At 71.3% G+C, this 12,503-nt stretch carries 12 protein-coding genes; 5 read left to right on the top strand and 7 right to left on the bottom strand.

The features are described from left to right. Positions 1 to 137 precede the first annotated feature (137 nt). Complete coding sequence (locus ABE488_RS06355) at positions 138 to 1,364, bottom strand: endonuclease/exonuclease/phosphatase family protein (protein WP_346447538.1); 1,227 nt, start codon at positions 1,362 to 1,364, stop codon at positions 138 to 140. A gap of 8 nt (positions 1,365 to 1,372) precedes the next feature. Next, the gene (locus ABE488_RS06350) at positions 1,373 to 2,125 is read right to left on the bottom strand and encodes an arginyltransferase (RefSeq protein WP_346447537.1); all 753 of its coding nucleotides are present in this window, start codon (positions 2,123 to 2,125) and stop codon (positions 1,373 to 1,375) included. A gap of 147 nt (positions 2,126 to 2,272) precedes the next feature. Here ABE488_RS06350 and ABE488_RS06345 point away from each other — a divergent pair, with 147 nt between their 5' ends. After that, positions 2,273 to 2,935, top strand: coding sequence for an EF-hand domain-containing protein (locus ABE488_RS06345; protein WP_346447536.1), 663 nt, complete (start codon positions 2,273 to 2,275; stop codon positions 2,933 to 2,935). Between the two features lie 155 nt (positions 2,936 to 3,090). Here the strand turns inward: ABE488_RS06345 and ABE488_RS06340 are convergent, their stop codons facing one another. The 4 genes from ABE488_RS06340 to ABE488_RS06325 form a co-directional block, all read right to left on the bottom strand. Beyond that, positions 3,091 to 4,272: an RNA polymerase sigma factor gene (locus ABE488_RS06340; protein ID WP_346447535.1), complete on the bottom strand. Its 1,182-nt coding sequence runs from the start codon at positions 4,270 to 4,272 to the stop codon at positions 3,091 to 3,093. 115 nt (positions 4,273 to 4,387) lie between these two features. After that, a complete protein-coding gene (locus ABE488_RS06335; RefSeq protein ID WP_346447534.1) occupies positions 4,388 to 5,221 on the bottom strand; it encodes a hypothetical protein in 834 nt (277 codons plus the stop codon). Between the two features lies 1 nt (position 5,222). Further along, positions 5,223 to 6,110, bottom strand: a complete 888-nt coding sequence (gene tesB / locus ABE488_RS06330; protein ID WP_346442336.1) for an acyl-CoA thioesterase II — start codon at positions 6,108 to 6,110, stop codon at positions 5,223 to 5,225. 76 nt (positions 6,111 to 6,186) lie between these two features. Continuing rightward, on the bottom strand, positions 6,187 to 6,759 hold the full coding sequence (locus ABE488_RS06325) for an N-acetylmuramoyl-L-alanine amidase (protein ID WP_346447533.1): 573 nt from the start codon (positions 6,757 to 6,759) through the stop codon (positions 6,187 to 6,189). A 95-nt stretch (positions 6,760 to 6,854) separates the two neighbouring features. Here ABE488_RS06325 and ABE488_RS06320 point away from each other — a divergent pair, with 95 nt between their 5' ends. Both ABE488_RS06320 and ABE488_RS06315 read left to right on the top strand, forming a co-directional pair. After that, positions 6,855 to 7,358, top strand: a complete 504-nt coding sequence (locus tag ABE488_RS06320) for an MOSC domain-containing protein (protein ID WP_346442338.1) — start codon at positions 6,855 to 6,857, stop codon at positions 7,356 to 7,358. A gap of 17 nt (positions 7,359 to 7,375) precedes the next feature. Continuing rightward, a complete protein-coding gene (locus ABE488_RS06315) occupies positions 7,376 to 7,900 on the top strand; it encodes a YqiA/YcfP family alpha/beta fold hydrolase (RefSeq protein ID WP_346447593.1) in 525 nt (174 codons plus the stop codon). Positions 7,901 to 7,958: 58 nt separating this feature from the next. On the opposite strand, the gene ABE488_RS06310 is transcribed toward ABE488_RS06315, so the two are convergent. Next, positions 7,959 to 8,789, bottom strand: a complete 831-nt coding sequence (locus ABE488_RS06310) for an oxidoreductase (RefSeq protein WP_346447532.1) — start codon at positions 8,787 to 8,789, stop codon at positions 7,959 to 7,961. A gap of 177 nt (positions 8,790 to 8,966) precedes the next feature. Between ABE488_RS06310 and ABE488_RS06305 the strand changes: the two genes are divergently transcribed. Both ABE488_RS06305 and rlmKL read left to right on the top strand, forming a co-directional pair. Beyond that, a complete protein-coding gene (locus tag ABE488_RS06305) occupies positions 8,967 to 9,809 on the top strand; it encodes an AraC family transcriptional regulator (RefSeq protein WP_346447531.1) in 843 nt (280 codons plus the stop codon). 362 nt (positions 9,810 to 10,171) lie between these two features. Next, positions 10,172 to 12,379, top strand: a complete 2,208-nt coding sequence (gene rlmKL, locus ABE488_RS06300; protein WP_346447530.1) for a bifunctional 23S rRNA (guanine(2069)-N(7))-methyltransferase RlmK/23S rRNA (guanine(2445)-N(2))-methyltransferase RlmL — start codon at positions 10,172 to 10,174, stop codon at positions 12,377 to 12,379. Positions 12,380 to 12,503: the final 124 nt, after the last annotated feature.

Here is a 12,503-nt window from a genome sequence, read left to right as displayed (position 1 = left end):
AGGACTCGTGCTGGCGGGGCGGTGCGGCGGGCGGCATCCCCCGATGGTGCACGGGCGGCGCCGTGATCGCCAGCATGGCGGCGGTCGCACTGTCGCGATCGCCGCACGGCGCTTGGCCGGGACGCAATGGCCGGCCGTCAGCCGCCGTCGGCGACGTCCACCCAGACCAGGCGGTGGTCGGTCCCGTCGACGATCTCGGCATGCGGGGTGTCGCTGGGCGGCCAGAACACGCCGCTGGCGAGCGGGACGTGGCCCACCGACGGCAGCACGTAGTCGAGCCGGAGGTTGCCCACCCGCGGGCCGAAGCTGCCGGTGTCGTGCGCGGCCGCGCCGCGGTGCTCGAGATTGGCGCCGCCATCGCGCGCGGCCGCCTCGACCGCGCCTTCGCTGCGCGGCGTGGCCATCCGCAACACGCGCGGGTGTTCGAGGAGACCGACGATCGCCTCGTGCGCACCGGCACCGTCGACCGGGTCGTTGTTGAGGTCGCCCAGGATCACGAACCGGGCACCGGCGGCCAGGCCACCGCAGCGCCCCGCATCGTCGCACAGCCAGTCGTGCGCGCCCGGCGACAGATAGTCCTGCCAGAAGCGGATCTCGTCGTGGTTGCGCGCAACGTTGCGCTTCTCCGGCCCGTCGAACGCCGGTGGCGTGGGATGGGAGGCGAGCACGTGCAGCACGCCGGTGGGCGTGCGCACCGGCACGTCCCAGTGCGATTTGGACGACAGTCGCAGCTGCGCCCACACCGCGTCGGGATGGAACGGCGCGCCGGTCGCCGGGTCGCGCGGGCGCTGCGCATCGGACATCGCGCTCCACTTGAGCAACTGGAACGTGCGCGCGGCCTCGGCGTCGATGGGATAGCGCGAGAGCAGCAGCATGCCGTACTGGCCCGGATGCAGGCCGTAGCCCCAGGCGTCGTTGCCGCGGTCGCGGCCCTCGCCGCCAACGGTGCCATTGCCGTCGAGGTCCAGACCGCTCTGCACGCCGGTGTTGACCGCAGCCAGATAGCGGTAGGGATAGTGCAGCGGTGCGCCGCCGCCCGGTTGTGCGCGCTCGAGCCAGCGGGATTGGAACAGCGTCGCCGCGCTGCCGTCGGCGACGTAGTCGAACTCGTTGAGCAGCACGATGTCCGGACGCACTCGCTGCAGCACGGCGGCGACCTTGCGCGCGCCCGCGTCGTCGCCCTGCAGCCGCTGCAGCAGACCGCCGGGCACGTCGCTGTTGAGCGAGGTGTTGTAGGTGGCGATGCGCAGCGCGCCGGCGGCCGGCGCGGGCGGCGAGGCCGTGGTCGGGCGGTCGCCGTGTACATGCACCCGGACGCAGGCGGCCAGTCCCAGCGCGACGACGACGAGCAGCAGCCAGAGCATGCCGCGCCTCATCGTGCCCACGCCGTCATCGCGCGCCACTGGCGTCCATCGAAGCCTTCGAGCGGCTGGAAATTGCGTTTGTAGTCCATCTTGCGGTGTCCTTCGATCCAGTAACCGAGATACAGGTATCGCCTGCGGTCGCGCTGCGCCCAGGTGATCTGGCGCAGGATCGCCAGTGTGCCGAGGCCGCGTGACACGAAGTCGGGGTCGTAGAAAGTGTAGACGGCCGACAGCGCATCCTCGATGAGATCGGTCACAGCAACCCCCACCAGCTGCCCGTGCAGGCGCAGTTCCAGCAGGCGGCCCTCGTTCCAGCTGCCGATCAGGAACTGGTCGAACTCGTGCGCACCATGGTCGTCCATGCCGCCGGCCGGATGTCGCGAGACGAGATAGCGCCGGTACAGCGCCAGGCGCTCGTCGTTGCGTTCGGCCGGCACCACGCGCGATTCGATGTCGGCATTGCGCGCGAGTGCGCGGCGCTGGCTGCGGTTGGGCGTGAAGTCCTCGACCGGAATGCGCACCGCCACGCACGCGCGGCAGTGCGCGCAGTGCGGGCGATAGACGATGTCGCCTGAGCGGCGGAAGCCCCAGCCCAGGGCCTGGGTGTAGACATGGGCCAGGCGGGGATCGTGCGGGTCGAGCACCAGATCACGGGCTTCGCGTTCAGGCCAGTACCCGCAGGCATGTGGCGCCGTGTGGAACAGGCGCAGATCGCTGGCCGCAGCGTCGGGGGCGGGATCGGGCGGCGGGGCGTCGTGCATGCGGCGAGGATACCGACGCGCGTCGCAGGCGGCGCGACCGGTTCGCCGGCTGCCGGCTGAACCAGGCCGACGCCGCGTCAACGGATCGCATGGCCGGCGCGTTGATCCCTGCATAGCGGCACGGTGCCGCGGCAACGGGACATCAACATGAAGAAGCGCCTCATCACCACCGCACTGCTGGCGGCACTCTCCATCACCACCATCGGCGCTGCGGCTGCGCAGAACCCTGCAGCCGGCACGCAGGCGACCAAGCCCGACGGCGAGCGTCATCGCGGCCACGGCATGCGCGGTCACGGCGGCGATCGCGTCGACGCGCTCGCGCGATTCGACATCGACAAGGATGGCCGCATCAGTCGCGCCGAAGCGCAGGCTGCGCAGCAGGCCATGCAGGCACGTCGCGACGCGCACCGCGCCGAACGTACGGCACGTGGCGACGCACCGCGCGCGGAACCGCCGGCGGCGGCACGCGGCGAACGCCCGCAGCGCGGGCCCGGCGCGCGTTCGCACAAGGGCGACGGCTTCGATCTGGTCGCCAACTTCGATGCCATCGATACCAACCGCGATGGCTATCTGACCCGCAGCGAACTGCGTGCCTGGCACATCGCGAAGGCCGCGGAGCGCCGCGCCGAGGGCGAGCGTCGTTTCGATGCGAAGTTCCGCGAGACCGACCTCAACAACGACGGCAAGCTGAGCCGCGTCGAAGTCGCCGAGAAGATGCCGCGACTGGCCGGACGCTTCGACTGGCTGGACGACAACCGCGACGGCTTCCTCAGCCGCGAGGAACTGCGTCCGGCGCGTCCGCAGCGCTGAGTCGGCAGAACAAGTCGTCAACAAGAGGCCGCGCACTGCGCGGCCTCTCCTGTTTCAGCGGCGGACGGACTTCTTCGTGCGGATCGGGGCGACCGCGAATCTTCGATGGACGGCGCGCGCCACGCGACACCGGCCTGCGTCGCGCGTGTGTCCGATCAGGCCGTCCTGAGCCAGAAGATCAGCAGCACGCCGATCAGGCCGACATTCGTCAGGATCAGGCCGCTGGAGCCGAACATCAGGCGATAGCCCAGTGCACGCCGCGCGCCGCCCTTGGGATCGCGTGCGATGTCGCGCGCAATCAGCGGATTCATCAGGCGCGGCATGCTGGTCAGGAGCGGATAGTTGTAGAGGAACAGCGCGATCGCGACCGACAGCAGGATCCAGCCGTCCGCGATGTGGCTGCTGGCCGTCATGAAGCCGATGCCGGCGCTCAGCAGGCCGCCGGCCAGCGAGCCCCACACGAACCATCTGTCGTAGAGCTTGAGGATCGCCCGGCGCTCGGCCTCGGTGTCGGCATAGCGCGCGACCATCTTCCGGCACAGCCACAGCGTCAGGCCGCCGAAGACCAGCGAGACGCCGGCCGCGCCCAGCGCGCTGGCGCTGCCGAGCGCCGCCTTGCCCGCGATGCTCGTGCCGAATGCAGCGCCGGCGGCGACGCCCGCGGCGGTGCCCGCCGTGGCGGGTTTGGCGAAGCTCATCAGGCCTGCGGTCACGAGCAGCGTGAACGCCGTGCCAGGCGCGGAACTCGTCGCGAACTCGCGGAAGCGCGCCATCAGGTCCTCGCGCAGACTGCGCCGCGCGCGCGACAGGCGCTTGCGCACGGCCGCATCCGACAGACCGAGCAGGGCGGCGACCTGGCGGGAATTGCCGCCCTCGCGGTAGTACAGCAACAACACTTCGCGGCTGTCGTCGGGCAGTTCGGAGATCAGGTCGGCGGCCACGCGCCCGCTCTCGTCGTCGATGATCTGCTGCATCGGACAGCCATCGGGATCGGCGGCCTGCGCGATCGCGAGCTCCGCAGCCTCGCCGGCGACCAGCCGTTCGCGGCGCGCGCGCAGGTGATCGCGCGCGAGATTGCGGGTGATCTGGCGCAGCCACGGCAGGAAGCTGGTGGGGTTCTGCAGCCGCCCGAGCTGCTGCCAGGCCTTGAAGTAGGCTTCCTGGGCGATGTCCTGGCTGGCCTGCACGTCGCGGGTGATCGCCAGGGCGATCGCGGTCGTCGCGTTCTGGCTCAGCCGCACGATGCGACCGTACGCGGCCTGGTCGCCGTCGCGCGCGGCGGGCAGCTCCAGGTGGATCCGGTCTTCGAGGCTCGGGTCGACGGCAATCGCGGACATCGGTCGCTTCCAGCGGAGGATCTGACTAGGACGCAGCCCGGTGGCCGGATGTGACCGACCCGCCGATCATGCCCCATCCCGGCGCCCGCGCGCAGCGACCGGCGACGAGTCCCGGCTACTTGGCCGGCGCGAAGTGCCAGTCGCGGCCTTGCCGCTGGACGTCGAAGGTGTGCGTGATCACGCCCTGGGCGGCGTCGGTGCCCCCGCTCGACAACTCCACTGTGCCCCGGCCCGAGCCGTCGGTGCGGTAGTTGCGCACTTCCAGCCACGCGGCCTGGCCGTCGCCGCCCGTGCATGCCGAGGCTGGCAGCACCTGCGCATAGCCGGCCTCGAGCTCGGCCAGCAGCGGGGCGGTCGGGGTATCGCCGTCGACGGCCACGCAGACCGGGCCCGATTGCGCGCGCAGCGCATCGGTGAGCACCGTCGCGGCCAACGCCTGCGGCACCGGGATGCGGAACACGCCGGCCTCGACCGTCTGCGGCAGCATGTCCAGCGCCGGGCCCTGCTCGGCGACCGGCGTGGCGGCGGGTGCCGGCGCCGGTGCCTCGGGTGACGGCCGCGACCACCAGGACAGCCCGATCACCACGACTGCGCCGCCCAGCAATGCGTAGCGGATCTTCGCCGCCCGGCTCAGGCCCCGGCGGGGCGGCGGTGCGTTGTCGGCCGCGAACGTCAGTTCGCCCTGCGTCAGGTAGCTGCGCGTCGAGGGCTGGGTCTGCAGCAGGCCGGTGTCGCGCAGCAGCGCGCGGGCGCGCGGCTGGTCCTCCGAGCGCGTCACCCAGACCGCGGGGCGGGGGCCGGCGGCCTGGTCGCGATAGCTGAAGGTGCCGCGCCGGTTGCCCTTGTAGGAGCGGCCGTTGCTGATCTGCACCTCGATGCCTTCGGCGCGCAGCATCTCGGCAACGCGCTCGACGTTTTCCAGGCGCGCGCTGGAGAAGACCTGGCGCATGTCAGTCGGCCGCCGGGGCCGGCGGTGCGTCGGGGCGCACGCGGATCATGCCTTCCTGCGCGCTGCTGGCGACCAAGCGCCCTGTGCGGTCGAAGATCTGGCCGCGGGCCAGCCCTCGCGCATCCTGTGCGCTCGGGCTGTCGAGCGAATACAGCAGCCACTCGTCGACCCGGAACGGACGATGGAACCACAGCGCGTGGTCGAGCGAGGCCATCTGTACGTTCGGCTGGTAGTAACTGATGCCGTGCGGGAAGGTGGCAGTGCCCAGCAGATGAAAGTCGGAGGCGTAGGCCAGCAGCGCGCGATGCAGCGACGGCGCATCGCCGACGCGCTCCGACAGCCGGAACCACACCTGCTGGAACGGCGGGCGCTTGGGCGGCTGCAATTCGTCGCGCGGATACACGTGGCGGAACTCGAACGGGCCGCTGCGGTCGAGCCAGCGCTGGACCTTGACCGGCAGTCGGGCCAGCACTTCGGCCGGCAGCGGGTCCTGCGGGGCGATGTCCTCGGGCGCGGGCACTTCGGGCATCGTCAACTGGTGCGTGGCGCCGGCTTCGGCCTCCTGGAACGAGGCCGCGCAGAAGAAGATCACCTTGCCGTGCTGGATCGCGGTGACGCGGCGCACCGAGAAGCTGCCACCGTCGCGGGTGCGGTCGACGTCGTAGACGATCGGCGCGTCGACATCGCCGGCGCGCAGGAAATAGGCATGCAGCGAATGCGCCGGGCGCGGCGCGGTCATCGTCGCCTGCGCGGCCGACAGCGCCTGGCCGAGCACCTGGCCGCCGAACACGTACTTGGTGCCGATGTCGCGGCTCTGGCCGCGGAACAGATTGTCCTCGAGGCGCTCGAGCGAAAGCAGGTCGATCAGTTCCGAAACGGGCGGGGTCATCGCGGCAGGGTCGTGGCGGGCGGCACCGGGCGGACGATTATAGGGGGCGTCCGATGCCCGGCCCCGATCGCGTCGTTCAGGCGACGGCGCGCCGCAACGGCACCTGCGCCAGCACCTTGTCCCAGGGGAAGTGCGGGCCGGGGTCGCGCTTGCGCGGTACACGGCGCTGCGGATCGTCGCTGGCAGGCACCTGCTCGACATCGAGGTCTTCGTGGCCGGCGATCTCGCGCAGCGACGGCAACGTGTCGCACAGCTGCCGCAGCAACGCCACCAGGGCCTCGATCTGCGCGTCGGTGTAGGGCTCGTCCATCGCCTGATGGCGCGAGTCGAGCCAGTGCGGGAAGCGCCCGCGGTTGACCAGCTCGATGCCCACCGATTCGGCGTTGCGGCCGCGCACATGGTGGGCGACGTGCTCGGCGGGCACGTACTCGACGATCGTGCCGTCGCGGTCGATGTACCAATGTCCGCTGTTGCCGGTGCCGGCCGCGTAGAGCACGCGCTCGCCGTAATTGCGGGCGGTCGCCAGGTCCGGCAACTCGGTGCAGTGGATCACCACCAGCGCGATGTCGGTGCGCGCACGTCGCGGCAGCCGGTCCACGTAGGGCAGCGGCTGCTGCACGATGGTCGAGAAGGGCGCGGCGGTGGACATGGCGCGGATGGTAGCCCGGATCGCACGGCGCGAACGCACTGTTGGACTTGGCACGTGCGCGTGTCCGAAAGGCGTTCCGGGCTACCATTGCCGCGATGAGACTTCCGCCCGCCGATTCCCCGCTCCACGCCTTGATGACGCAGTTTCCCCGCGCCGGCCGGCTCGACTGGATCGGCCTGCGTCCGGCACGCGATGTGCCGATGACGGTCGTCGAGACCGCGCAGGCACATGCGGGCGCAGGCCTGGCCGGCGACCGCTACGCCGGTGGCAGCGGCAAGCGCGGCGCCACCCTGATCCAGGCCGAGCACCTGCCGGCGATCGCTGCATTCAGCGGCCGGGACGCCGTCGCGCCGATGACCTTGCGCCGCAACCTGGTGGTCTCGGGCATTCCGCTGATCGCCTTCAAGGGCCGGCGCTTTCGGATCGGCGAGGTCGTGTTCGAAGGCACCGATCCCTGCGACCCGTGCTCGCGCATGGAGACCGCGCTGGGGGCGGGCGGTTACAACGCGATGCGCGGCATGGGCGGGCTGTGCGCGCGGATCGTGCAGGGCGGCACGCTGCGCGTCGGCGACGCCGTGCACTGGGAGGCCGCCGCATGAGCGCGCGGCGCACGCCGATGCAAGGCCACTGCATCCTTTCGCACGGCTTCGAGAGCGGGCCGGACGCGACCAAGGTGACCGCGCTGGCACAGGCGGCCGAGGCGCTGGGCTGGACCCACGAGCGGCCCGATTACACCGATCTGGACGCGCGGCGCGAGGTGAGCCCGCTGGGCGATGTCGCCGCGCGCATCGAGCGGCTGATGCAGGCCGCGACCGCCGCGGCCGCGCGCGGCCCGCTGGTGCTGGCCGGCTCCAGCCTGGGCGCCTGGATCGCCGGGCACGTCTCGCAACGGGTGCCGGTCGCGGCGCTGTTCCTGATGGCGCCGCCGGTCCGGCTCGACGCCGCGCATCCGTTGCAGGCCGCCGAGGTGCCGCTGTCGGTGATCCACGGCTGGCACGACGAGCTGATCCCGGCCGCCGATGTCGTCGACTGGACCCGCGCGCGCCGGGGTCGGCTGCTGCTGGTCGACGACGACCACCGCCTGGGCGCGCACGTCGCGGCCTCGGCGCAGGCCTTTGCCGAGTTGCTGGTGCGGCTCTAGGGCGGCGCGCGCAGGGCTTGCGCCGAACACCAGGCTGCGGGGGGGCGAGGCGCGGCGATCAGCCGTCCGTCGATCGGGTCACCGTCTCCCAGGCGGCCAGTTCGGCTTCGAGAGTGGCGAGCTTGCCGCGCACCAGGTCGAGTGCATCGCTGCCCAGCAGCAGGTGCGTCGGCGGACGCGGCGCGTCGAGCATGGCCAGGATGGCGCGCGCGGCCTTGGCCGGGTCGCCCGGCTGGTGGCCGCTCCTGGACCGGCGCGCTTCGCGGATCGGGTCGAACAGCGCGTCGTAGTCGGCGATGCTGCGCGGCGTGCGCACCATCGAACGGCCCGCCCAATCGGTGCGAAACGACCCGGGCGCAACCGCGGTGACGTGGATGCCCAGGGGCGCAACCTCCTGGCCCAGTGCCTCGGAAATACCTTCCAGCGCGAACTTGCTGCCGCAGTAGTAGGCGATGCCGGGCATCGTGATGAAACCGCCCATCGAAGTGATGTTGACGATGTGTCCGCGCCGCCGCCGGCGCATCCCGGGCAGCACGGCCTTGATCATCGCGACCGTGCCGAACACGTTGACGTCGAACTGCCGGCGCAACGCGTCCATTGCGGATTCCTCCAGCACCCCCTCGTGGCCGTAGCCCGCGTTGTTGACCAGCACGTCCAGCGGCCCGATGTCGGCCTCGATCGCGTCGACGACGCCGGCAATGGCATCGCAGTCGGTCACATCCAGGACCCGGCCCACCGCACCGGCGCCCAATGCTTCGAACGTCTGCCGCGCCTGTGAACTGCGGACCGTGCCCACGACGCGATGGCCGGCGACCAGCGCAGCTTGGGCAAGCGCACGGCCGAAGCCGCTGCTGACGCCGGTGATGAGCACGATTTTCGGCTGCGCCATCGCACGCTCCGGAGTTCAATGAAGGCCTGCAGGATGCTATTGACACCCTGCAGTCACGACGCCGAAACGTCTGCTTTGATTGCCTATTTCTATGAATGCTGCACTCGATTCTGTCGCGCTGCTGCGCGCCCTGGCGCCGCGGGAGGGCTACACCCTGACGGCCTTGCGGATGTGCGGGTGCTGCGGTCGGACCGGCCGCTGACGCTCACGCCCGTGCTCTACGATCCCGGCATCGTCTTCGTGTGCCAGGGCGCCAAGCGGGGGTACTTCGGCGACGAGGTGTTCGTCTACGACGAGCAGCACTACCTCGCCGTCTCGGTGCCGGTGCCCTTCACCATGCAGTCCGAGGGCAGCGCGGAGCGGCCATTGCTGGCGCTGTACCTGCATCTGGACGTGCCGCTCGCCGCGAGCCTGATGCTCGAGATCGAACACGCCGGCGGCGTGCCGCCTGCGCAGGCGCCCAGGAGCCTGGTGTCCAGCCCGATGGATGACACGCTGCGCCAGACCCTGCAGCGTCTGCTGCAGGTGCTGAGCCGGCCGCTGGACGCGGCGATCCTCGGCCGCGCGCTCGTACGCGAGCTGTACTTCCGTGTGCTGACCGGACCACAAGGGCAGACGCTGCGCGCGGCGCTGGCCCAGCAGGGCCAGTTCGGCCGCATCGGCCGGGCGCTGCAGCGCATCCATCGCGATCACGCCCGGCGGCTCGACGTCGCGCAACTGGCGCAGGCGGCCGGCATGAGCGCACCGTCGTTCCATGCCCATTTCAAGGCCGTGACCCAGGTCGCGCCGATGCAGTATCTGAAATCGATCCGCCTGCACCAGGCGCGCGTGCTGATGGCGCGCGACGGGATGACCGCCACGGCCGCCTGTCATGCGGTGGGGTACGAGAGTGCGTCGCAGTTCAATCGCGAGTTCAAACGGCTGTTCGGCCGGCCGCCACGGGCGGAGGTCGCGCGCATGCGCGCCGATTTCGCCGTGCCCCCGGCTGCGCCCGGCGGTGGTTTCGTCGCCTCGCATTGAGCGGCGCCACGCGCGCGACCCCCGTCAGCGGTCAGCGCGTGACGATCGGGCCGCACGCGCGTCATCGGCCGGGGCGCCGGGTTGCGCGAGACGGTCGGCTGCGTGACCGCGCTGCGGTCTCCAAGTGCGCGCCGCGGTCGTCTTCGCGATGGCTGGCGGCCTGCGCGTCGTATCGCCCTGCAGCCGGGGCGAGCAGGGCCCTGTGGTATTTTGCGCGCCATCGTCGTGCCGTCCGTTGCACGCCATTCCCGATCCGTGGTCATCGCTGCGGCCGCCGAGGATCCGGCGCGGCTGCTGGCGATGCGCACGCGTGCGGCGTGCGCCGCATCCTCCTTTTCCCTTTCGTTGTGGACCGCCTGTCCGTGAAATTCTTCGTCTCCTGCGCCAAGGGCCTGGAATACCTGCTCGTCGATGAGGTGCTCGCGCTGGGCGCGGTCCAGGCCACCGCCACCGTCGCCGGGGTCAACGCCGAAGGCACGCTGCAGGACGCGCAGCGCGCGGTGCTGTGGTCGCGGCTCGCCAGCCGGGTGTTGTGGCCGATCGCCGATTACGCCTGCGAGCACGAGGACGCGCTGTACGCCGGCGCGCGCGCGGTCGACTGGGCGGCCCATCTCGACCCGTCGATGACGCTGGCGATCGATGCCCATGTCTCGGGCAGCGCGATCACCCATGCGCGCTACGCCGCGCAGCGGGTCAAGGATGCGATCGTGGACACCCTGCGCGAGGCCACTGGTGCGCGCCCGGATGTCGATGTCGAGGCGCCGGACCTGCGCCTGAGCCTGGTGGTGCGCAAGGGGCGCGCGCTGCTCTCGGTGGACCTGGGCGGTGGGCCGTTGCACCGCCGCGGCTGGCGCCGCGCCCAAGGCGAGGCGCCGCTGAAGGAAAACCTCGCCGCCGCGGTGCTGATGCGCGGCGGCTGGCCGGCGCTGTATGCCGCGGGCGGCGCACTGCTCGACCCGATGTGCGGCAGCGGCACGCTGTTGATCGAAGGCGCGCTGATGGCCGCCGATGTCGCGCCGGGCCTGGCACGGGATGGCGGCGCGGCGACCGCAGGCCGCGCCCCGAGCCGCTGGCACGGCTTCGACGCCGGGCATTGGCGGACCCTGTGCGACGAGGCCTTGGCACGCGAGCGCAGCGGCCGCGAGCGCCTGCGCAAGGCGTTTTTCGGCCGCGACCTCGACCCGCACGCGATCCATGCCGCCCGCGAGAACGCTACCGCGGCCGGGCTGCGCGATGCGATCGATTGGCAGGTCGGCGACGTTGTCGCCCTGCAGGCGCCGCCGGCGTCCGCGCCGTCCGACGATGTCGCAGCAGATGCCGCCGCGCCGCGCGGCCTGGTCGTCTGCAATCCGCCCTACGATGCCCGTTTGGCCGCCGATGCTGCGCTCTACCGCAGTCTCGGCAATGCGCTGGCGCGCGCGGTGCCGGACTGGCGCGCGAGCCTGCTGTGCGGCGATGCCGAACTCGCGCACGCCACCGGCCTGCGCGCCAAGAAGAAGTATCAGGTCTTCAACGGTGCGCTGGAGTGCAGCCTGATCGTCTGCGATCCGGTGCGCCCGCCCCAGCGCGAGGTCGACGACGCGCCGCAGGCGCTGAGCGAGGGCGCGACGATGGTCGCCAACCGCCTGCGCAAGAACCTGCGCAGGTTCAAGGCCTGGCGCGAGCGCGAAGCGGTGACCTGTTATCGCGTCTACGACGCCGACCTGCCCGAGTACGCGGCCGCGATCGACGTCTATATCCAGTCCGCATCCGATCCGGCCGCCGACGGCGCGCCGCTGTGGCTGCACGTCCAGGAGTACGCCGCGCCGGCCGAGATTCCCGAAGCCACGACCCGGCGCCGCTTCGGCGACGTGCTGAGCGCGGCCCGCGAGGTGTTCCGCATGCCGCGCGAGCGCATCGCGATCAAGACCCGCAGCCGCGGCAAGGGCGGCAGCAAGTACGGCCGCCTCGACGCGCGCCATGCGTTCATGCTGGTCGACGAGGGTCAGGTGCGTCTGCGCGTGAACCTGTTCGACTATCTCGATACCGGGCTGTTCCTCGACCATCGCCCGATGCGCCTGCGCATCGCAGAGGAGGCGGCGGACACGCGCTTTCTCAACCTGTTCGGCTACACCGGGGCCGCGACCGTGCATGCCGCGGCCGGCGGTGCGCGGACGACCACGACCGTCGATCTGTCGGCAACCTACCTGCAGTGGTGCGCGGACAATCTCGCCGCCAACGGCATGGGCGGCGCGCGGCACCGGCTGGTGCAGGCCGACGCGCTGCAGTGGCTGGAGGCCGAGACCGCGCAGTACGACCTGATCTTCTGCGACCCGCCGACGTTCTCCAACTCGGCGCGGGCCAAGGATTTCGACATCCAGCGCGAGCACGTCCGGCTGCTGCGTGCGGCCGTCGCGCGGCTGGCGCCGGGCGGCGCGCTGTATTTCTCCAACAACTTCCGCCGGTTCCGGCTCGATACCGAATCCGTGGCCGCGTTCGCGCACTGCGAGGACATTACGCCGGCGACGATCGCGCCCGATTTCGAGCGCAATCCGCGCATCCATCGCGCCTGGCGCTTGATCGCGCGCTGACGCGGCCGGGCGTGCGATCGCGCCCGGTCATGGACCTCGGCGATGCGGCCGGGGATGGAGCTGGCCCGTCATGACGACGATCAGGCGCGCTGCATCAGGTACCCACGGAAACCTGCGTTCCATC

Source organism: Luteimonas sp. TWI662 (genome assembly GCF_039673825.1).
GTDB lineage: Bacteria > Pseudomonadota > Gammaproteobacteria > Xanthomonadales > Xanthomonadaceae > Luteimonas.
Note: the sequence above shows the minus strand (reverse complement) of the source record. Positions and strands in the feature narration are given on the sequence as shown.

Bases quoted from the DNA above. Each gene is read 5' to 3' on its own strand.
- ABE488_RS06325 (WP_346447533.1), bottom strand. From the start codon at position 6,759: ATGTCCACCGCCGCGCCCTTCTCGACCATCGTGCAGCAGCCGCTGCCC.
- tesB (WP_346442336.1), bottom strand. From the start codon at position 6,110: ATGACCCCGCCCGTTTCGGAACTGATCGACCTGCTTTCGCTCGAGCGC.
- ABE488_RS06320 (WP_346442338.1), top strand. From the start codon at position 6,855: ATGAGACTTCCGCCCGCCGATTCCCCGCTCCACGCCTTGATGACGCAG.
- ABE488_RS06335 (WP_346447534.1), bottom strand. From the start codon at position 5,221: ATGCGCCAGGTCTTCTCCAGCGCGCGCCTGGAAAACGTCGAGCGCGTT.
- ABE488_RS06345 (WP_346447536.1), top strand. From the start codon at position 2,273: ATGAAGAAGCGCCTCATCACCACCGCACTGCTGGCGGCACTCTCCATC.
- ABE488_RS06340 (WP_346447535.1), bottom strand. From the start codon at position 4,272: ATGTCCGCGATTGCCGTCGACCCGAGCCTCGAAGACCGGATCCACCTG.
- ABE488_RS06310 (WP_346447532.1), bottom strand. From the start codon at position 8,789: ATGGCGCAGCCGAAAATCGTGCTCATCACCGGCGTCAGCAGCGGCTTC.
- ABE488_RS06355 (WP_346447538.1), bottom strand. From the start codon at position 1,364: ATGCTCTGGCTGCTGCTCGTCGTCGTCGCGCTGGGACTGGCCGCCTGC.
- ABE488_RS06350 (WP_346447537.1), bottom strand. From the start codon at position 2,125: ATGCACGACGCCCCGCCGCCCGATCCCGCCCCCGACGCTGCGGCCAGC.
- ABE488_RS06315 (WP_346447593.1), top strand. From the start codon at position 7,376: ATGCAAGGCCACTGCATCCTTTCGCACGGCTTCGAGAGCGGGCCGGAC.